The sequence below is a fragment of the Owariibacterium komagatae genome, assembly GCF_045865535.1.
Lineage (GTDB): Bacteria > Bacillota > Clostridia > Oscillospirales > Ruminococcaceae > Ruthenibacterium > Ruthenibacterium komagatae.
Genome location: NZ_AP031406.1, coordinates 1,440,941 through 1,460,405, shown reverse-complemented (window position 1 = coordinate 1,460,405; position 19,465 = coordinate 1,440,941). Strand labels below are relative to the sequence as shown.

The 19,465-nt window shown below is 57.1% G+C and carries 17 protein-coding genes; 16 read left to right on the top strand and 1 reads right to left on the bottom strand.

Going from position 1 to position 19,465, the window contains the following annotated elements; translation table 11 throughout:
• Position 1: 1 nt before the first annotated feature.
• Genes ACKTS9_RS07260 through ACKTS9_RS07225 form a run of 8 tightly spaced genes read left to right on the top strand, consistent with a single transcriptional unit; the run spans position 2 to position 9,902 of the window.
• Positions 2-892, top strand: coding sequence for a hypothetical protein (locus ACKTS9_RS07260; RefSeq protein WP_407879880.1), 891 nt, complete (start codon positions 2-4; stop codon positions 890-892).
• Between the two features lie 3 nt (positions 893-895).
• Complete coding sequence (locus tag ACKTS9_RS07255) at positions 896-2,584, top strand: DUF2194 domain-containing protein (RefSeq protein ID WP_407879878.1); 1,689 nt, start codon at positions 896-898, stop codon at positions 2,582-2,584.
• A gap of 10 nt (positions 2,585-2,594) precedes the next feature.
• Positions 2,595-4,025: a GT4 family glycosyltransferase PelF gene (pelF, locus tag ACKTS9_RS07250; RefSeq protein WP_407879876.1), complete on the top strand. Its 1,431-nt coding sequence runs from the start codon at positions 2,595-2,597 to the stop codon at positions 4,023-4,025.
• Positions 4,006-5,385, top strand: a complete 1,380-nt coding sequence (pelG, locus tag ACKTS9_RS07245) for an exopolysaccharide Pel transporter PelG (RefSeq protein ID WP_407879874.1) — start codon at positions 4,006-4,008, stop codon at positions 5,383-5,385. The genes pelF and pelG overlap by 20 nt, the downstream gene beginning before the upstream one ends.
• An 18-nt stretch (positions 5,386-5,403) precedes the next feature.
• Positions 5,404-7,152 carry a CotH kinase family protein gene (locus tag ACKTS9_RS07240; protein WP_407879872.1) on the top strand — a complete coding sequence of 583 codons (1,749 nt, stop codon included), beginning with the start codon at positions 5,404-5,406 and terminating at the stop codon, positions 7,150-7,152.
• An 11-nt stretch (positions 7,153-7,163) separates the two neighbouring features.
• Positions 7,164-7,874: a polyphosphate polymerase domain-containing protein gene (locus ACKTS9_RS07235; RefSeq protein ID WP_407879870.1), complete on the top strand. Its 711-nt coding sequence runs from the start codon at positions 7,164-7,166 to the stop codon at positions 7,872-7,874.
• Entirely contained in the window at positions 7,871-8,536 is a 666-nt protein-coding gene (locus ACKTS9_RS07230) for a DUF4956 domain-containing protein (RefSeq protein ID WP_407879868.1), read from the top strand. The genes ACKTS9_RS07235 and ACKTS9_RS07230 overlap by 4 nt, the downstream gene beginning before the upstream one ends.
• Entirely contained in the window at positions 8,529-9,902 is a 1,374-nt protein-coding gene (locus ACKTS9_RS07225; RefSeq protein ID WP_407879866.1) for a DUF4832 domain-containing protein, read from the top strand. The genes ACKTS9_RS07230 and ACKTS9_RS07225 overlap by 8 nt, the downstream gene beginning before the upstream one ends.
• A gap of 86 nt (positions 9,903-9,988) precedes the next feature.
• On the opposite strand, the gene ACKTS9_RS07220 is transcribed toward ACKTS9_RS07225, so the two are convergent.
• A complete protein-coding gene (locus ACKTS9_RS07220; RefSeq protein ID WP_407882091.1) occupies positions 9,989-10,141 on the bottom strand; it encodes a sporulation transcriptional regulator SpoIIID in 153 nt (50 codons plus the stop codon).
• Between the two features lie 231 nt (positions 10,142-10,372).
• On the opposite strand from ACKTS9_RS07220, the gene ACKTS9_RS07215 reads away from it, so the two are divergent.
• The 8 genes from ACKTS9_RS07215 to ygfK all read left to right on the top strand — a co-directional run bounded on the left by ACKTS9_RS07215 (position 10,373) and on the right by ygfK (position 19,456).
• The gene (locus ACKTS9_RS07215) at positions 10,373-11,458 is read left to right on the top strand and encodes an ABC transporter substrate-binding protein (protein ID WP_407879864.1); all 1,086 of its coding nucleotides are present in this window, start codon (positions 10,373-10,375) and stop codon (positions 11,456-11,458) included.
• A 1-nt stretch (position 11,459) separates the two neighbouring features.
• Positions 11,460-12,437, top strand: a complete 978-nt coding sequence (locus ACKTS9_RS07210) for a FecCD family ABC transporter permease (protein ID WP_407879862.1) — start codon at positions 11,460-11,462, stop codon at positions 12,435-12,437.
• The gene (locus tag ACKTS9_RS07205) at positions 12,434-13,216 is read left to right on the top strand and encodes an ABC transporter ATP-binding protein (protein WP_407879860.1); all 783 of its coding nucleotides are present in this window, start codon (positions 12,434-12,436) and stop codon (positions 13,214-13,216) included. Before ACKTS9_RS07210 ends, ACKTS9_RS07205 begins: the two co-directional genes overlap by 4 nt.
• Entirely contained in the window at positions 13,213-13,581 is a 369-nt protein-coding gene (locus ACKTS9_RS07200; RefSeq protein ID WP_349216696.1) for a winged helix-turn-helix domain-containing protein, read from the top strand. The genes ACKTS9_RS07205 and ACKTS9_RS07200 overlap by 4 nt, the downstream gene beginning before the upstream one ends.
• Positions 13,568-14,014, top strand: a complete 447-nt coding sequence (locus ACKTS9_RS07195) for a nucleoside-triphosphatase (protein ID WP_349216697.1) — start codon at positions 13,568-13,570, stop codon at positions 14,012-14,014. Before ACKTS9_RS07200 ends, ACKTS9_RS07195 begins: the two co-directional genes overlap by 14 nt.
• Positions 14,011-14,598, top strand: coding sequence for a nucleotidyltransferase family protein (locus ACKTS9_RS07190; protein WP_349216698.1), 588 nt, complete (start codon positions 14,011-14,013; stop codon positions 14,596-14,598). Before ACKTS9_RS07195 ends, ACKTS9_RS07190 begins: the two co-directional genes overlap by 4 nt.
• Before the next feature lie 475 nt (positions 14,599-15,073).
• Complete coding sequence (gene ssnA, locus ACKTS9_RS07185; protein ID WP_349215309.1) at positions 15,074-16,411, top strand: putative aminohydrolase SsnA; 1,338 nt, start codon at positions 15,074-15,076, stop codon at positions 16,409-16,411.
• Positions 16,412-16,480: 69 nt separating this feature from the next.
• Positions 16,481-19,456 (top strand): putative selenate reductase subunit YgfK, encoded by a 2,976-nt coding sequence (gene ygfK, locus ACKTS9_RS07180; protein WP_349215310.1) that lies wholly within the window; start codon positions 16,481-16,483, stop codon positions 19,454-19,456.
• Positions 19,457-19,465 lie beyond the last annotated feature (9 nt).

Sequence of the window (19,465 nt, the reverse complement as noted above, 5' to 3'; positions counted from 1 at the left end):
CATGGCAAAGTGGTTGATTCTCTTTTTACTGGCCAACCTGATGGGAACGGTTGCCTATGCGCTGTATCGCGCAAAGCGGAAAGAATCCATCGGGCTGGTGCTGTTTTTCCTGTTTCTGCCGGGGCTGGGCTTTGTGTTTTACTTTGCGCCCCAGTGGATTCAGAAAACGTTTTTGAAACAGCACTATGACCGCGATTCGCTGGTGAAGCGTCTGGCCATTCCCAAAAACACCGAGCAGGTGGATGTGGAACGAGAGCTGAACGTGGTGCCTGTGAAAGACGCGATGGCGGTCAGCGACAACTTCCAAAAGCGGTCGCTGCTGCTGAACCAGCTGCGCAAGGACATTCACAGCAATTATCGGGAACTGCTGGCTGCCGAGGCAGACGAGGACTCCGAGTCCGCCCATTACGTGGCCGCGGCGAAAATGGAGGTCTACGCCGCCCGCCAGAAGGAGTGGACGCAGGCGCTGAAAGCGCATCAGGCGGACCCGAACAACGAAGAACTTTTTGAGCAGATGCTGGGCGAGCTGGAACGGTTTCTGGACAGCGGCCTTCTCTCTGCCCGCGAAGCAACCATTTACAAAAAAAGGTACTGCGATTTCGTGCGGGAGGCCCACGGCGGAGATCTGGCCGGTTTGAACGGGGAGATCCTGAAAACCTATCTGCGCTTCCTTGTGGATTTGAAGGAGTACGGGCAGGCGCTCCAGCTTTGGAAAACGCACCGCCCGGCGCTGCGCAGCGAGGCTTGCTATATGAAAATGCTGGCCATGTTTTATGCGCAGCGCGACAAGGCGCAGTTTGATCAGTGCATCCGGGAGCTTCAGGCAGACGCAGGCGTTCGTCTGAGCGCGTCCGGTCTGGAGAGCCTGCGCTACTGGCTTGAAAGGACTTAAATCATGTTATCGACCAAAAGACTTCTCTATGTGATATCGGTGGTGTTGGTCATCAGCACGATTTTCATGCTGTACAACATCAACGAAGAGCGCGCCAGCCACATCAGCATCGAGCGCAGCGCGGACCCGGTGGTTTCGGCCATGCCCGACCAGAATTGGGAAGGCACCCAGCAGCTTACGTTCGTGCTGACCGGCGAGAGCAAACGCGAGATCTACGGCGATCTTTACCAGAATGTCCGCCGTCTGCTGGATGACTTGAAGCTGCCTGTGGAAGCCACAGACTTTGTGGATTTTTCTTCGCTGGATACGAACACGATCGTCATCTTCTGCAGCGACGCCATCAGCGACTATGCGGATCTGTATCAGCTGGGGCAGTTTGTGGAAAACGGCGGACGCGTGATTTTTGCCGCCGGTCTGCCCGAGGGAAACATCGATTCTTATCTGAATCCGTTCCTGGGCATTATGGAAAAAACCATCAAGGAAAATTACAACACGCTGGCCTTTGTGGGAGATCTGTTCCCGGTGCAGCCGGAGGAGATGACCTACGACGGTTACAACGCGTCCACGTGGGTCCGCGTGCGCCCCGATGCCAAGGTCTATGTGCAGGATGCGGAAAAGGAAGTTCCGGTTCTGTACACGTATCCCTACGGCCAGGGGACCAGCTGTGTCATCAACGGCACGTTTTTGGCTGACCGGAACTGCTGCGGCCTGCTGACAGGCGCCATCGGTACGGTGGCCGACTCCTTCCTGTATCCGGTGGTGGGGCTGAAGACGATTTTCCTCGACAACTTCCCCATGGTCACCTATGTGAACGACAAGCTTTGCATGAAGCTGTACGGCTGCTCCACCGAGGCTTTCGTCCGGGACGTGGTCTGGCCCCAGTTCCAGGGCATAGCGCTGCGGGGCGAAGTGGCGTATACCTCCGCCATTCTGGCAGAGTCTTCGGATGCGGGAATGTTCACCGGCGTCAACGACAGTTTGTTCACCATCATCGGAAAATCCGCCCTGCAGTACGGCGGCGAGCTGGTTTACGCGGCCGATTGCCGGGACGATGCGCTTGTGTTCAACGAAGAGCTGCTGAACTCCTTTTCCAGTGTGTTTGACCGCTATCAGGTAAACGGCCTGGCCCTGATGGGGCAGACGGAGTTTGACCCAGCCATGCTGACGCCGCCGGGCGTGACCCTTTCCGCCGTGCGCAGCCGCCTTTCGGATGAAGAGGCGTTCCGTGTGCAGGACGACTATTTTGCGTTCCCCTGCGCCAGCCAGGGCAACAACATGGAAGAAGGCAATCTGTTCGAGATCACATCCGTGCTCTCCGCTTACGGAATGGTGTCCCACGCCTTTGACGTAAACCTGCTGATTGCGCAGGACGAGACCGCCAGCTGGGACCTGGACAAAGAACAAATTGCTTATTTCGAGGACCAGATTCTGGACGAAACGCATTTCCTGACGTCCAAGACGCTGTCCAATACGGAGAATTACGTGAACAGTTACCAGTCGCTGGAGTACGAGTGGCAGCAGGACGGAAACCAGATCCGGCTGAACTGCCGGGGCGCGATTCCGGACCAGGCGTTCTTCTTGAAGACCGGCCGGGAGATCCAAAGCGCGGAAGGCCTTTCTTATGAAGAGGTCGGCCACGGGTATTATTGTTTGAAACTGCAAAGCAGCAGCGCGGTGATTGAGTTGGGATAAAGGTGGTTACATGAGGGTTTGCTTAATTTGCGAAGGATGCTATCCGTACATACCGGGCGGCGTCTCCAGCTGGGTGCAGATGCTCTGCACACAGTTTTCCGATGTGGAATTTGTCATCTGGTCCATTGCGACCAACCGTGAGGAAATGTCCGAAGTTTGCTACGAAATGCCGGAAAACATCAAGGAGCTGCGCACCTTTTACCTGGGCGAAGTGGCGCTGAACAAAAAGTACCGCAGCGTTCAGATGACGGCGGAGGACCATCAGGTCCTGAAGGCGCTGGTGGCGGGAAAGCCGGAGGAGATCGACTGGAAGCGCACGCTGGAATTTGTCAAACAGTACCGCACCCGTCTGGAAGATATTCTGATGGGCGAGGACTTCTATCAGATCTGCCTGGAGGAATACGATCGCCGGAAATCCAAAAAGGTCTTTTTCCAGTTCTTGTGGAATTTCCGCAATATGTACTTCCCGCTGATGAATATTTTGTCCGACGAGATTCCGCAGGCGGACGTTTATCATTCGCTTTCCACGGGATACGCCGGCATTTTGGGAAGCTGTGTGTCCTATGCCATGCAGCGCCCGTTTTTGCTGACCGAGCACGGCATCTACACCCGTGAGCGCGAAGAGGACATCATCCGCGCCCAGTGGGTGGAAGAGGATTTCAAGGAAATTTGGATCGACTTTTTCAAGAAGATGTCCCTCATTGCCTATCAGCAGGCCACGGTGGTCACCAGTTTGTTCCAGGTCAACAAGACCCTTCAGGTGGAACTGGGCTGCCCGGAGGAAAAGATCCGCATCATCCCCAACGGTGTCAGCGTGGAGAGCTTCGGGGAGCTGGCAGCCAAACGCACCGGCGATCCCGCGCGGTTCAACATCGGCGCGGTGCTGCGCGTGGTGCCCATCAAAGACGTGAAAACCATGATCCTTGCTTTTGCCGACGTGAAGGACCGGGTGCCGGCCGCACGTCTGTACATCATGGGCAACTGCGGCGAAAATCCGGAGTATTATCAGGAGTGTGAAGAGCTTGTCCAGGCGCTGGACGTGCAGGACGTCTCCTTCCTGGGCCAGGTCAACGTGATGGAGCATCTAGCCGACATGGATCTTCTGCTGCTTTCCAGCATCAGTGAAGGCCAGCCGCTGGCCATTTTGGAGGGCATGGCGGCAGGACTGCCGTTTGTGGCCACCAATGTGGGCGACTGCCGCGGCCTGCTGGAGGGCGAAAACGGGGAAGATCCGGCGGGTCTGATTGTGCCGGTGATGGACAGCGCCGCTATGGCGGATGCCATCGTGTACTGCTACACCCACCCCAAAGAGCGGCTGAAAATGGGGCAGGCCGGGCGCAGACGCGTGTGTGAGCGCTATCGCAAGGAATTCTTCTTGAAGGAATATCGAGCATTGTACAATCAGCTGGGGGAGGAACAACATGGCGGGAATCGGGTTTGAACTGAGAAGAATCTTCGGTAAAAAGACGCTTGCGGCCAATGTGTGGGGCACCATTTATGCCACCATGACCACCATTGGCCCCTCGCTGCTGTTTGCCGTGCTCATCCTGTTCTTGAAATGGTTTGTAGACAGCGCCCATACGCCGGAACTGGAGAGCCGGTTTTTCATCTCATCGCTGTCGTACATCTTCCTGGGCGCCATTCTGGTTTCGGCGCTGTTCAGCACGGTCATCTCCCGCTACATTTCCGACTGCGTGTTTGAAAAGCGGGAAAGCGAGATCTGCGCCTCGGTGTTCGGCGTGCTGACGCTCAGCACGGTGATTTCGGGACTTTATATGCTGGCGCTGTGCGCGGGCATGGCCTGGAAAAGCGGCATCGGCCTTCCGTTCCTGGTGGTCTACTATCTGCTGGGCGTGCTGTCGGCCAATGCCTACAATCTGATCATTTATGTCTCCGCGCTGAAGGAGTACAAGGAAGTGACGGTCAGCTATCTGTCCGGCCTGGTGGTGGCCATCCCGGTCTTTTTGCTGTGCCGGCATCTGCTGGGAATGCACATTGTATCCGCGGTATACGTGGCGTTGACCTGCGGCTTCTTTGTGATCGACTTTTTGCTGGTGGTTCTCTGCGTGCGCGCGTTCGGATGGCCCAGCACGAACTATTTTGCGTTTGTAAGTTATTTCCGGCAGTTTCCCAAGCTGTTCTGTAGCGGCTTTTGCTACATGCTGGGCTTCTATGCCGCCACCATCGTCTATTGGGCGCTGTCGGACATGAAGCAGACCATCAGCATATTCAGCACCACCCCGGAATACGATATGGCGATGTTCCTGGCAATTGTGGTGAACATGCCGGCGCTGGTCATTTTTGTGGTAAAGACGGAGACCGCCTTTTTTGACAAATACGTTCGCTATCTGTCCGCCCTGAACCACGGTTCGTACGAGATGATTGAAAAAGAGCGGGACAACATGTGCAACGTCATTCGCTATCAGCTGTTCTTTGTGTATGAGGTCCAGCTCATCATTACGGTCATGCTGGTGTTTCTGGTAAACATCTTCTTCCCGTATCTGAACGTGAGCACCCGCATCCTGAACACCTTCCTGGTGTTGAGCATGGGACTGTACTGTGTGTTCTGCATGTATTTCACCGTCATCTTCCTGTATTATTTCGAGGACCATACAGCCTCCTGCATCGGGCCGTGCATTTTCCTGGCGGTCACCACGGTGCTGGCGCTGGTGGCTTCGGTGGCAGGCACACCGTTCTATCCGCTGCCGCTTTTGATCGGCGGCCTGGCCGGCTGGATCGCGGCATTTTTGTGCCTGAAGCGCAGACTGAAAAATCTCAACGTATTTCTCATGTGCAAATAAGGAAAGGAAGAACTCTTTGTGAACAAGTTTGAAAGAAGAAACGCCGGCATCCTGGTGTCGGTGGTTCTGGCTGCGGCGGTGCTTCTGGCGGTGCTGTATGTGAAAAACCAGATCCCCGTGGAAAAAGTGCCCGAGACGCAGCCCTCTTCGCTGGAGGACTGGACGCTGGAAGACAGTGCGCTGAACGGCGTGCCGCTGGAAGAGGACAAAGGCATCTATGAGCAGAACAACAACATCTATGACGTGTACATCAGCGTGTTCCCCACCAAGGACAGCGATGGCAACATGCTGGATTTTTCGGCCTTTGACAAGCATACTTCCCGCGACCACACGTACAACCCCACGCTGAACTGCAACATTCAGATTTTGAATGAGGGCGAAACCCTGGACCCGCTGATGAGCCTGGACCAGAAAAACGCCACCATTCGCGTGCGCGGCAACTCTTCCCGCGGCGATAAATACAAAAGCTATAAGGTCAAACTGGACGAAGAGGCCGAGACCTTTTTCGGACAGAGCAATCTGAACATCAACAAGCACTCCGAAGACATCACGAAGATCGCCACCAAGCTGGAGACCGACCTGCTGACTCAGATCCCGGACATCCTCAGCTACCGCACCTATTTTATGCGGGTGTGGATCCGGGACACTTCGGTGCCGCAGGACCAGCAGGAGTTCAAGTATTACGGCCTGTTCACCCAGATCGAGCAGCCCAACAAAACATATCTTGAACTGCGCGGCCTGAGCAGCAACGGCTCCATGTACAAAGCGAGGGACTTCAGCTTTGCGCTGAGCGACGTTCTGAAGGACGTGGACGATCCCGGCTACGACGAGGAGGCCTTTGAGACCGTCCTGGCCATCCGCGAGGCGGAGGACCACGAAAAGCTGTTGGAGATGCTGCAGGCTGTGAACGACGAGACCACGGATTTTGAAGAGGTCTTCTACACGTATTTCAACGAAGAAAACTATCTGACGTGGCTTGCCTTCAACCTGCTCATGGGCAATAACGACATCATTAACCATAACTTCATCATTTACAATCCCGATAATTCTCAGACATGGTACTTTGTCCCCTGGGACTTTGACGGAACCCTGCGCTTTGGCGAGTATGAGAGTTCGCTGATGAAGCTTCCGGTCTCCCTGCGGGGCGTGCAGAAGCTGAACCAGTCGGTTCTCCACCGCCGCTATCTGCGGCTGGACGGCAGCATTGAAAAGATCGAGCAGAAAATGCAGGAGCTGCTGCAGAACTACATCACCCGGGACCGGGTCACGGAACTGGTCAATTCCTACAAGCCCATTCTGGAGAAAACGCTGCCTCTGGCACCGGACATTGAGCTTTTGGACATGACGCCCAGCGAGATGCCGGCCTATCTGGACAGTTTGTACGATGGAATCCTCAGCAACTACGAGATGTTTGAGCAGTCCATGCAGTATCCCACGCCCATGTACGTGGCGAAACCGGTCCGGAATGCCGCAGGCGGAGTGGATTTTGCCTGGGAGACGTCCTATTCCTATCAGGGCCGGCCTGTGACGTACAATCTGCAGGTGTTTACAGACTACAACATGCAGAACATGATCTTCGAGGCAACGGATCTGGTGCAGACCACCTTCACCAAGGAGGATGGACTGGAGCCCGGCACCTATTATCTGAAAGTGACCGCCGTGGACAGCGAAGGCCACGAGCAGCTGAGTATGGAGCGCTTTGAAACGATGCTGACGGACATCAAGGGGTACAACGTCAACGGCCTGCTGGAATTCGTGATCGAATAGAGGAGGCCGGCATGCAGTATCAGGGACATACGCTCAGACATGAGCTGAAATATTACATCAACGCCAGCGTCTATCATACGCTGCGCAACCGCCTGCGGGTGGTGCTCAAGCCGGACCCGAACATGAAACGGGAGGACGGTTATCTCATCAGCAGCCTGTATTTTGACGATTTGCATCATTCGGCGCTGAACGAAAAGCAGTCCGGCATCCGGTTCCGCAAAAAGTACCGGATGCGCTGCTATGACCGCAGCGACGCGCTGATCAAGCTGGAATGCAAGTACAAGTACGACGAGTACATCTCCAAAACCAGCGCAACGCTCTCCCGCGCAGAGTACGACGCCATTCTTCGAAACGACTATGGCTTTTTGGCGTCGCGCCGGGAAGAGGTGTGCCGGCAGCTGCTGGCTTATCACAATCTGCGGCTTCTGCGGCCGGTGGTTGCGGTGGAGTATCTGCGGGAAGCTTACGTCCTGCCGCAGGGCAATGTGCGGATCACCTTTGACAAGGATATTTCCGCTTCCACCGATTGCTTTGACATGTTTGCGGAAGACTATGTCACCAGCCGGGTGCTGGAAAAAGACCTGATCGTTCTGGAAGTGAAATACGATGATTTCATCCCGTCCTTTGTGCTTGAGATTCTGCAGACGGCGATGACCAACAAGTGTGCCATCTCGAAATATGTGATGTGCCGGGTGGATAAAAGGAGGATATTGTATCGATGACCAATTTTTCTGATATTTTCAAAAGCGGCTTTTTGCAGGAGACGGGCAACCTCACGACCGAGGGCTTTGTCATGTCTCTGCTGTCGGCGTTCGTGTGCGGCATGATCGTCTATGCGGTTTATCGCTTCTTCTTTAAAGGCGTGATCTACAACAACAACTTCAACATTCTGCTGGTGATGACCAGCCTGGTCACATGCTTCATCGTAATCGTCATCAGTTCCAACGTGGTTCTGTCTCTTGGTATGGTCGGTGCGCTGTCCATTGTACGTTACCGCACCGCGGTCAAGGACCCGCTGGATGTGGGCTTTTTGTTCTGGACCGTGGCAGTGGGCGTCACCTGCGGCGCGGGCCTGTATCTGATTTCGCTGATGGGCACCGTGGCCATTGCGCTGGTGTACATTCTGCTGGTGAAAATCCGCAGCCATCGCCATTTGTATCTGCTGATCGTCAAATATGCGGATGAGGCGACGGATACGGTGCTGCGCGAACTGGAGCCCATCAAAAAGGTGCTGAAAAACAAAACAGCTACCAAGGGCTATACCGAGCTGACGTATGAAGTGCGCCTCAGCGGGGACAACACCTCCTTCACCAACCGGCTTTCCGCTTGCCCGGGCGTGGAAAGCGCTGTGATCGTGGAATTCACGGGCGACTATTTTGAGTAAAAAATGGAAGGCGGCCGTTCTCCTTCTCGTCGTTCTGGCGCTGGCGGCCGCCTTTGCCTTTTCCCGGCTCCGGTGGGAAAAAAGCTGGACCTTTTCCGAATCGGTCCGCACGCTTCGCAACCCTGCCCGGGGGTTTTATATCCAGGTGGACAGCACCCGCTGGCAGAAAATTGAAAAGATCAGCGGCGATGTGCGTGTGATTTTGCTGACGCTGGACCTGCGCGATTTTGCCGAGCAGGCGATTCCGGATGAAACGCTGCAGGAGCTGGAACAGGCGCTGAGCGCTGCAGAGCAGGGACATGCGGCGGTGGTCTTTCGGGCGGCTTACGGCTTTGATGAAGCAGTGCGCGAGCCGGATGATCTGGAGACGGTGGGCGCCCACATTGCGCAGATCGCGCAGGTGCTGAACCCGCATGCGCAGAACCTTCTGGCGGTGCAGGCAGGGCTTCTGGGCGAGTACGGCGAGTGGCACGGCGGCCATTTCTTGCAGGGAGACGAAAGTGCGCAGCGCACCAGCCGCCTGTATGTGCTGCAACAGTGGGAAGCGGTGCTTGAACAGCAGATCCCGGTGGCGGTTCGCCGGCCCCGTTTTGTGCGCGAGGCCCAGAAACAGGGCATTCTGACCGGTCGGCTGTGCCTGCACAACGATGCACTTTTGTCCACCGACAGCGATATGGGGACGTACGATGATCCGGAAATGTCTTTTTCTGAGGAGCTGCAGTGGGTGGATGAGCAGCTGGCGGACCAGTACAACGGCGGCGAGATGCCGTCGCCCGGCGCCCGGAATGAGCCGGAGAATGCCCATGCGGAGTTTCAGCGCCTGCACATCGGCTATTTGAACCAGATGTACAATCAGGAAATTTTGGACAGCTGGCGGGAAAGCGAAATGCCCGGTGCAGGGGGCGAGAGTGCTTTTTCCTTTATCGAGCGCCATTTGGGCTACCGCTTTTCAGTCAGCGGGGCATCGGTCAGCGCCCGTTTGTGTAAACCCGATACGGTGCAGGTTCACCTGACGCTGAAAAACAGCGGGTACGCGGCTCTTCCGGCCGGCTTTCACCTGTATCTGCTGACGGAAGATTCGGCAGGAACAGTGGGCGAGGCATATGAGATTCAGCATCCGCAGCTGCATCAGATCAGCAATGGACAGGAGTGCGAGGTTTCGCTGGAACTGCAGCTGGACGATGTGCAGCCGTGCTCCCTCAGTTTGCAGATTTCGCCGGATCTGTCCAGCCCGGAAGAAGATTGTGTGATTCTGGCCAACGATGGGTTCGGATGGGAATCCGGCCGGAACCGGATTTTGCAACTTTGGAAAAACGAGGACTCCTTCTGGGAGCCTGTGGGCGTAAAAACGGAGCAGGACGCGTGATCCTGCTCCGTTTTTGCTGCGGTTCAAAACAAAAAAGGCTGGGTGCTCCCTTTAAGGGGGCGCCCAGCCTTTATCTGTGAAAAACGTCACTGCGCAGAACGTTCCGGATGATATTTCCGACGGGTGGCCATGCCGCCGCGAAGGTGGCGTTCCTCTTTGTTTACCTGCAGGATGCGGCGCACTTCCTGATACAGTCCCCGATTCTGCCGTGCCAGACGCAATGTCACATTTTTATGGATGGCGTTCCCACGCAGGTTGATGTGCTTGAAGTATCAGTATGATTCTGCGAAGAATTATCAAAGATTACTGAAGGGAGTGGCTGCGTGATGCATATAAATTTGAAAATGGATTGACTTTCGGATGGGGGAAGAGCATTCCGATTTATACCGGATGCGCGCTTGACGGAATGGTGGAAATATGCTACTATCGTTATACTGATAAAAATATAACGCTTTCAAGGAGGAATCCCCATGTATAAAAAAATTGCGGCACTGGCGATGAGTGTGGTCTTAATGCTTTCCATGGCCGCCTGCTCTGCACAGAACTCGTCCGATGCTCCTGGCTCCGATACCTCGTCTGCAGAGAGCATTTCTGTGCCGGAGTCTGTATCGGCGCCAGAGGAAGAGGCGGCTTTTCCTGTGACCGTCAAGGATGCGGCGGGGCGTGAGGTGACCATCGAAGAGGAACCCGAAAAGCTGGTCAGCGGTTATTACATCACTACGTCTATGGTGATTGCGCTGGGCCAGCAGGACAAACTGGTGGGCGTAGAGGCAAAAGCGGATAGCCGCCCCATTTACAGCCTGGCTGCGCCCGAGCTGCTGGAACTGCCCAGTGTGGGCACCGCAAAGGAATTTGATTTGGAAGGCTGCGCGGCATTGGAGCCGGACCTGGTAGTGCTGCCGCTCAAACTGAAGGACACGGTGTCGGCGCTGGAAGAGCTGGGCATTCCCGTGCTGCTGGCGAACCCCGAGGATCTGACGCTGCTGCGCCAGACCATTGAGATGCTGGGGGCAGCCACGGGCGCGCAGGAGCAGGCCGATGCGCTGCTGGCTTACAACCAGCAGACAGAGGATGACCTGAAAGCACTGCTGGATGGCGTGCAGCGGCCCACGGTGTATCTGGCGGGCAACAGCAGCTATCTGAGCACCGCAGGTGCGAAGATGTACCAGAACACGCTGATCGAACTGGGCGGCGGTGACAATGTGGCGGCTGAGCTGGAGGATGATTATTGGGCAGAAGTTTCCTACGAGCAGCTTCTGGCGTGGAATCCTCAGGTGATCGTCATTGTTCCGGAGGCTTCTTATACCAAGGACGATCTGATGAACGATCCGCAGCTGGCGCAGCTGGATGCGGTGAAAAACGGCCAGGTGTATCAGATGCCTTCTTCCTTTGAGGCGTGGGATTCGCCGGTGCCCAGTGCCATGCTGGGCAGCCGCTGGATGGCGGCCGTGCTGCACGAGGACGTATATTCCTTTGAGACTTTCTGCAACGACGCGGAGGCGTTTTATTCGCAGTTCTACGGAATCGAAATTGATACTTCTCTTCTGACCAAATAAAATGAAAAACCAAAAGACTCTTACAGTGTATTTTGCGGCAGCCCTCGTTTTGACGGGGGCTGCCTTTGCTGCTTCTCTGGCGGTTGGGCGTTATCCCATCGACTGGATGCAGCTGGCGACGGATGGTATGGATCGCAAGGTGTTTTTCACTCTGCGCCTGCCGCGTACCTGTATGGCCATGCTGGCTGGGTTTGCGCTGGGCGTGGCTGGCAGTGTCTATCAGGCGGTGTTTCAGAACCCCCTGGCAGCACCGGATATTATTGGTGTTTCGTCAGGTGCTTCCGTGGGCGCGGCTGGGGCTATTCTGCTGTTTGGTGGCGGGGTTGTGCTCACGGCGCTGATGGCCTTTGCGGGGGGAATGGCAGCAGTGCTGACGGTTCTGGCGCTGGCGGGGTTTGCACGCCGACAGGGCATCACGGGCATCGTTCTGGCGGGCATTGCCGTGAACGCCTTAACACAGGCACTGCTGATGCTGCTGAAGCTGACGGCAGACCCGGAAAAGCAGCTGGCGGCTATTGAGTTCTGGACTATGGGCAGCTTCGCGGACGTGACTTTAACCAAGCTGTTGGGCGTTCTGCCCTTGACAATGGCAGGTCTGGCAGGTCTGTTTGTACTGCACCGGCAGATCTTGCTGCTGGGCTTGGGTGAGGACGAGGCTAGGATGCTGGGTGTTTCAGTGAAGAGCATGCGACGGGCAGTGCTTTTGTTGGCAACGCTGGTTACTGGCGCGGTGGTCAGCGTGACGGGGCTGATTTCTTTTATTGGGCTGTTAGCCCCGCACATCGCACGGCTTCTAATGCACAGCAGTCGATTCTCTTCCACCATTTTGGCCGGGGTAACGGGCAGCGTGCTGCTTTTGTGCGCGGATATTCTGGCGCGTAGTATAGGCTCCAGCGAGATACCGGTAAGCATCATTACCTCGCTGCTGGGGGCGCCATTCCTGTTTTGGCTGATGTGCCGAAAGGGGGATTGGGAATGAATGATCTTCTAACGGTCACAGACCTGCGGGCAGGTTATGGACGGCGCAATGTTTTGCAGGGCGTTTCCTTTGCGGTGCAGCGAGGCGAAGTGTGCGCGCTGCTGGGGGCAAACGGCTCGGGAAAATCCACGCTTCTCAAGGCGGTGTGCGGCTTGACGGACGCCACGGGAGGGTGTATGTTAGAAAAGACGAACCTGTGGGAAATGCCGCCGCGCCGCCGTGCGCAGCATCTGGGATATCTGGCCCAGCGCAGCGTGTGCGCTCTTTCTCTGCGTGTGCTGGACGTGGTGATGATGGGGTACAACCCTGTACTGGGACTGCTGGAGCATCCGGGCAAAGAAAAGCGCCGCCGGGCTGAGATGCTGTTGGAACAGTTGGGGGCGGGCCAGTGGACCGAAGAGGACTTCCTTTCTCTGAGTGAGGGGCAGCGGCAGCTGGTGCTGTTTGCTCGCACGCTGGTGCGCCGGCCGGAAGTCCTTTTGCTGGATGAGCCGGACAGTGCACTGGACTACGACAACCGGCATCGCCTTCTGCAGTGGCTGCGGGGGTATGCGGCGCGGGAGGGTGCGGGTATTTTGCTGTGCAGTCATGATGCGAACATCGCTTTGCGCTATGCTGACCGACTTCTCCTGCTGCGGGACGGATGCCTGACCTACGATGTGACGGTGAAGGACGCGGACCCAGACGCGCTGCAGCGGGTGTTGAGCGGGATCTACGGTCCGGTGGATATTTTGTGCCACAGTGGATATTTTTTGATGACAAGAGGAGAACGGGAATGAAGCTGAAATTCGGAATCTTTTTCTGCGACGACGAAGGGGAAAAGTTTTTCGGGGAGGGGCCGTATCAGCTGCTGCGTGGTATCGATGAACTGGGCAGTCTGCGGGCCTCGGCCAAACGCATGGGAATGGCCTATACCAAGGCATTCGGTATCATGAAGCGGGCGGAGGCGTCGTTTGGGTTTGCGCTTACTCAGCGCAAGATTGGCGGTAAAGGCGGTGGCGGAAGCATGTTGACGCCCGGCGCAAAGGAGTTATTGATGCGGTATGAAGCCTACAAAACATCCTGCACTCAAATGGCTGAAAACTTATACAATACGCACTTTTCAACGTTCCGGCCGGAAAAGTTTACTTTTGACAGGCGGTAAGGGTGCGGGCAAAACCACACTGCTGGAAGCGCTGCTGGACGGTGCGCCGGTGCCCGGCGTGCGCAGCGAGGTGGAGCGTGGGACGGATGGCCTGCCTCGGTGCGTGGTACTGGCCCAGCGCGGCACAGACCGGCGATGCATTGTGGGCCGGAGAGAAACAGGGCCCATGACACCGGACAAAGACGCCTTTGACGGGCCAGCCGCGGACATGCTGCGCGTGGTGCGCCGCGCGCCCGGCGCATGGGCCGCGGTGGACGAGATCGGTTTTCTGGAGGAGTGCAGCGAGGCGTATCGGTCCGAACTGCGGCAATTGCTAGAAGAAAAGCGCGTGCTGGCTGCGATCCGCAAGGCCGACACGCCTTTTTTGTGCGAGCTGCGTGCCCGGGACGACTGCTTTGTGCTGGATTTGGACGAAGTGGAGGAAGAGGCATGAACATCGGCTGTGTGATTATGGCTGCCGGTCGAGCCCGGCGCTTCGGCGCCAACAAGCTGTTGGCGGATCTGGCGGGAAAGCCCCTGCTGGCACATGTGTTGGATAGTCTTCCCCGGGAGCATTTAGCCCGGATCGTGGCGGTTGTCAGCGACGAGGACGTGGCCGCACTGTGCGCTGGGCGAGGAGTGACCGTGGTGCAGTATGGCGGAGGCGCTCAGAGCGAGACGGTGCGCCGGGGCATGGAGCAGATGGAAGGCATGGACGGCTGCCTGTTCGTCCAGGGGGACCAGCCGCTGTGCACCGGCCGCAGCATGGTGCGCCTGCTGGATGCTTTTTGTGGCGCGCCCGGAGATGTGCACCGCCTTTCCTTTGGTGACATCGCGGGTAGTCCGGTGGTGTTTCCCGCCCGGCTGTTCGGAGCGTTGGGTGCACTGACGGGCGAACAGGGAGGCATGGCGGCGGCGCGGCAAACGGGGGCGCAGGTGCGCCTGACCCAGGCGGATTTCGCAGGGGAACTGCTGGACGCGGACACTCCGGAAGCGTTATCCGAACTTGAGAAAAAATTTTTTGAAAAAAGTCTGTAAAGTCGCGCTCCATAAGGGTTTGTAAGCCAGGGGAGCGTGATTTTTTTAGAGTAAAGTTTATGGAATTTACACAGTACGGAGCGCGTGGCTTTGGCTAGAAAATAGAAAAAGCGGCGCCTGCCTTGAAAGCCTTTTCCGGTGGTGCTATACTGAAGGCGCAGTCGGAAGGCTGCATAAATTGTGAAGAAGATTGTTTGATTTTTAACAGCCAGCTGTAACGGAGTGCTTCGCGCAAGGGTTGGACCGACGGGACGAAAGTCCACTCGGATTTTCGTTGCAGAGAGGCTGTTTTTTGTTTCTTCTTCTTATAAAAGGATCATTTTTGAGAGAGCGGCTGTAACGGAGTGCTTCGCGCAAGGGCTGCAAAATCGCATAAAATGCGGTTTTGGCCTAGTTCCGATACGGCCGCTTGCCCGTTTCGGAACTGCGGAGTGCTTCGAAAAACATAAGGAGCAAACAGAAAGGGAGAATGAAAATGTATCTGCTGGGAAACGGACGTCTTGTCACGCGCGATGAACACAACACCTTCCTTGAAAACGGTTGTGTGGCCATTGAGGGCAACCTGATTGCCGAGGTGGGCGAAACTTCGGCACTGCGGGCCAAATACCCCGACGCAAAATTTATGGATGCCAAGGGCGGCGTGATCATGCCGGGCTTCATCAACGCTCACAACCACATTTATTCCGCCTTTGCCCGGGGCCTGACTATCCGCGGCAATAATCCCACCAACTTTCTGGAAGTACTGGACCAGCAGTGGTGGACCATTGACCGTCATCTGCTGCTGAAGGACTCCAAAGCCAGCGCCGACGCTACCTATCTGGACTGCATTGAGAACGGCGTGACCACTGTGTTTGACCATCACGCCAGCTACGGTGAGATTGCCGGAAGTTTGTTCGCTCTGGCCGAGAGTGCCCGGCAGTTCGGTGTTCGCACCAACCTGTGCTACGAGATCAGCGACCGGGACGGTGCGGAAAAAATGCGCGCTGCCGTCAAGGAGAACGTGGATTTCATTCGCTTCGCTCAGAAGGATGATACCGACATGGTTAAGGGCATGATGGGCATGCACGCGCCCTTCACCCTTTCCAATGAAACGCTGGAATACTGCGCTGCCGAAAAGCCGGAGGGCGCGGGATATCACATCCACGTGGCTGAGGGAATCGACGATTTGTACGACAGCTTGACCAAATACAACAAGCGCCTGATGTTCCGCCTCCACGATATGGGCATTCTGGGCGAAAAGACCATCTGCGGCCACTGCATCTACATTAACGAGGCCGAGATGGATCTGGTAAAAAGCACTGACACCATGGTAGTGCACAATCCCGAGAGCAATATGGGCAACGCCGTGGGCTGCCCGCCTGTTCTGAAAATGTTTGAAAAGGGCATTCTGATCGGTCTGGGAACCGACGGTTACACCAACGATATGCTGGAGAGCTACAAGGTGGCCAACGTACTGCACAAACACAACGCCTGCAAACCCAACGTGGCCTGGGGCGAGATTCCTGCCATGCTGTTTGAAAACAACCGCCGCATGGCCGCGCGCTTCTACAATAAGCCGGTGGGCGTGCTGGCCCCCGGTGCTTATGCGGATGTGATTGTGCTGGACTACACACCGCTCACTCCTATGACGGCCGGAAACGTCAACAGCCATCTGCTGTTCGGGTGCAACGGGCACAATGTGGTGACCACCATCATCAACGGCGTGGTGCGCATGGAAAACCGCACGCTGGTGGGCATCGACAAAGAAGCGGTGCTGGCTCACTGCCGGGAAGAGGCCGCCGATTTGTGGAAGCGCATCAACGAACGCCGCTGAACACAGGAACAAGACCGGGTGCGTCCCGGCATAACGGAATATCAAAACGGAGCACAGGAGGAAGAGTTTATGAGTGATATCATGCGTCCCATCCCCTTTGGAGAACTGATGAACTGGGTGCTGGAGGAGCACCGTACCCAGGGCACGATTTTCGGCGTCAGCGAACTGTACCATCACACCAGCGGCAAGACGCTGCCCATTTTTACCGAGCAGGTCGAGACCCCCTTTGGCCCGGCTGCCGGTCCCCACACCCAGCTGGCCCAGAACCTGATCGCCGCCTATGTGGGCGGAAGCCGCTTCTTTGAGGTAAAGACCGTGCAGATCATCGACGGCGAGGACCTGCCCGTGTCCAAACCCTGCATTCGGGCCGAGGACGAGTGCTACAACGTGGAGTGGAGCACCGAACTGCGGGTGCCGCAGGCCTACGAGGAGTACGTCAAGGCCTGGTTTGCCATCAAGCTGCTGGCGAAATCCATGGGCTTTGGCTCGCCCGACGGCTTTGTGTTCAACATGAGCGTGGGCTACGATTTAGCGGGCATTCAAAGCGAAAAGGTCGACAAGTACATCGAAGGCATGAAGGATGCTTCTGCCAGCGCCGTGTGGGCCGAGTGCACCGCCTGGGCGAAAGAAAACCTGGACCGTCTGCCCGGTGTGGACGCAGCGTACATCGACGCCATCAACCCCCACATCTGCACATCCATCACCCTGTCCACCCTGCACGGTTGTCCGCCCGACGAGATCGAGCGCATCGCCACCTACCTCATCACCGAGAAAAAGCTGAACACCTATATCAAGTGCAACCCCACACTGCTGGGTTATGAGTTTGCCCGTAAGACCATGGACGACATGGGCTACGACTACATCGTGTTCGATGACCATCACTTCAAGGCGGACCTGCAGTTCGCCGACGCCATCCCCATGTTCCGCCGTCTGCTGGCGCTGTGCGAAGCCAACGGTGTGGAGTTCGGCGTGAAGCTGACCAATACCTTCCCCGTGACCATCGCCGCGGGCGAGCTGCCCGGCGAAGAGATGTACATGAGCGGCAAGAGCCTGTATCCGCTGTCCATCTCCCTGGCCGAGCGCGTGGAAAAAGAGTTTGACGGCAAGCTGCGCGTATCCTATTCCGGCGGCGCGGACCAGTACAACATCGCGGATATTTTCGCCTGCGGCGTGTGGCCCATCACCATGGCCACCACCCTGCTGAAACCCGGCGGATACAACCGGCTGCGCCCCATCGCGGACATCCTGACGAACATGGAGTACAAAGCGTTCGATGGCGTGGACGTGGAGGCTCTGAGCGCGCTGGCTGCCAAGGCCAAGACGGACGTACACCACGTCAAGCCCGTGAAGCCGCTGCCCAGCCGTAAGATGAAAAAGGACGTTCCCCTCATCGACTGCTTCACCGCGCCCTGCGCCGAGCAGTGCCCCATTCATCAGGACATTCCCGAGTATCTGCGCCTGGTGGGCGAGGGCCGCTATGAGGAAGCGCTGCGGGTGATCTGCGAGAAAAATCCGCTGCCTTTCATCACCGGCACCATCTGCAGCCATACCTGCATGTCCAAGTGTACCCGCAACTTCTACGAAGAGTCCGTGCACATCCGTGCGGCCAAGCTGGAGGCTGCGGAAAACGGCTTTGCATCCTTTGCCAAATCGCTCAAGGCGGGTGCCCCCTGCGGCGCGAATGTCGCTGTTGTGGGCGGCGGTCCCGCTGGTATGGCCGCGGCGCATCTGCTGGCCCGGGGCGGTGCAAAGGTGACCGTGTTTGAAAAGCGCGGCTCGTTGGGCGGTATCGTCAAGCACGTGATCCCCGCGTTCCGCATTTCCGACGAGGCCATTGCCAACGATGCCTCCATGCTGGAAGCGCTGGGCGTGACTGTGAAGCTGAACACCGAGGTGGCCGATGCCCGTGCCCTGCTGGCTGAGGGCTACACCCACGTAATCGTAGCCAACGGCGCCTGGGAGCACGGCGCGCTGCATCTGGAAGGGGATGCTGCGCTGAACGTAATTGAATTTTTGGAAAAACAGAAAAATGCGCCCGAGACGCTGAATCTGGGCAAAAATGTGGTGGTCATCGGAGGCGGCAATACTGCCATGGACGCAGCTCGGGCCGCTAAGCGCGCACAGGGTGTGGAGCACGTGCGCCTGGTCTACCGCCGCACCAAACGTTACATGCCTGCCGACGCGGAAGAACTGGAACTGGCCATTGCCGACGGCGTGGAGTTCTGTGATCTGATGGCGCCCAAGGCACTGCACGGCGGCGTTCTGACCTGCGAAGTCATGGAGCTGGGCGCGCCCGACGCCTCCGGTCGTCGCAGCCCGCAGCCCACGGGCCGCACAGTGGAGCTCCCTGCGGACACCGTGATCTCCGCCATCGGCGAGAAAGTGGATACGGCGTACTTTGTCAAAAATGGCGTCACCGTGGACGAGCGCGGCCGCGCCGTGACGAATGAGGCATGCAAGTCGGCCGGCGTCTATGTGATCGGCGACGCGCGCCGCGGCCCCGCCACTGTGGTAGAGGCTATTGCGGACGCTGCTGCCGCAGCCCGGGACATTCTGGGCGCGGGCGAAGCCGTACACTTTGCGCTGAACGCCGCCCCGGCGGAGCTGAAAGCCCGTCGTGCCCAGCTGCGCGGGTATCTGGACGCCAAGACGGAAGCGTCCCGCTGCCTGGGATGTGAGACCGTATGCGAAAACTGCGTGGATGTGTGCCCGAACCGGGCCAACATCGCCGTGCGCGTGCCCGGTCTGGATAAGGAGCAGATCGTTCACGTGGACAAAATGTGTAACGAGTGCGGCAACTGCGCTGTGTTCTGCCCCTATGCCAGCGCGCCTTACAAAGATAAATTCACGCTGTTTGCCAGCGAGGCCGATATGGCCGATTCTACAAACGCGGGCTTCTGCGTGCTGGACGCGGCCGCGGGTCGTGTGAAGGTGCGGTTGGGTCAGGAGGAATACGAGACGATTTTGGCCGACGACACCCGCACCTATGCGCCGCTGAAGGCGCTGATGGAGACCGTGCTGCGCGACTATGCCTACTGCCTGTGAGGAGGCGAG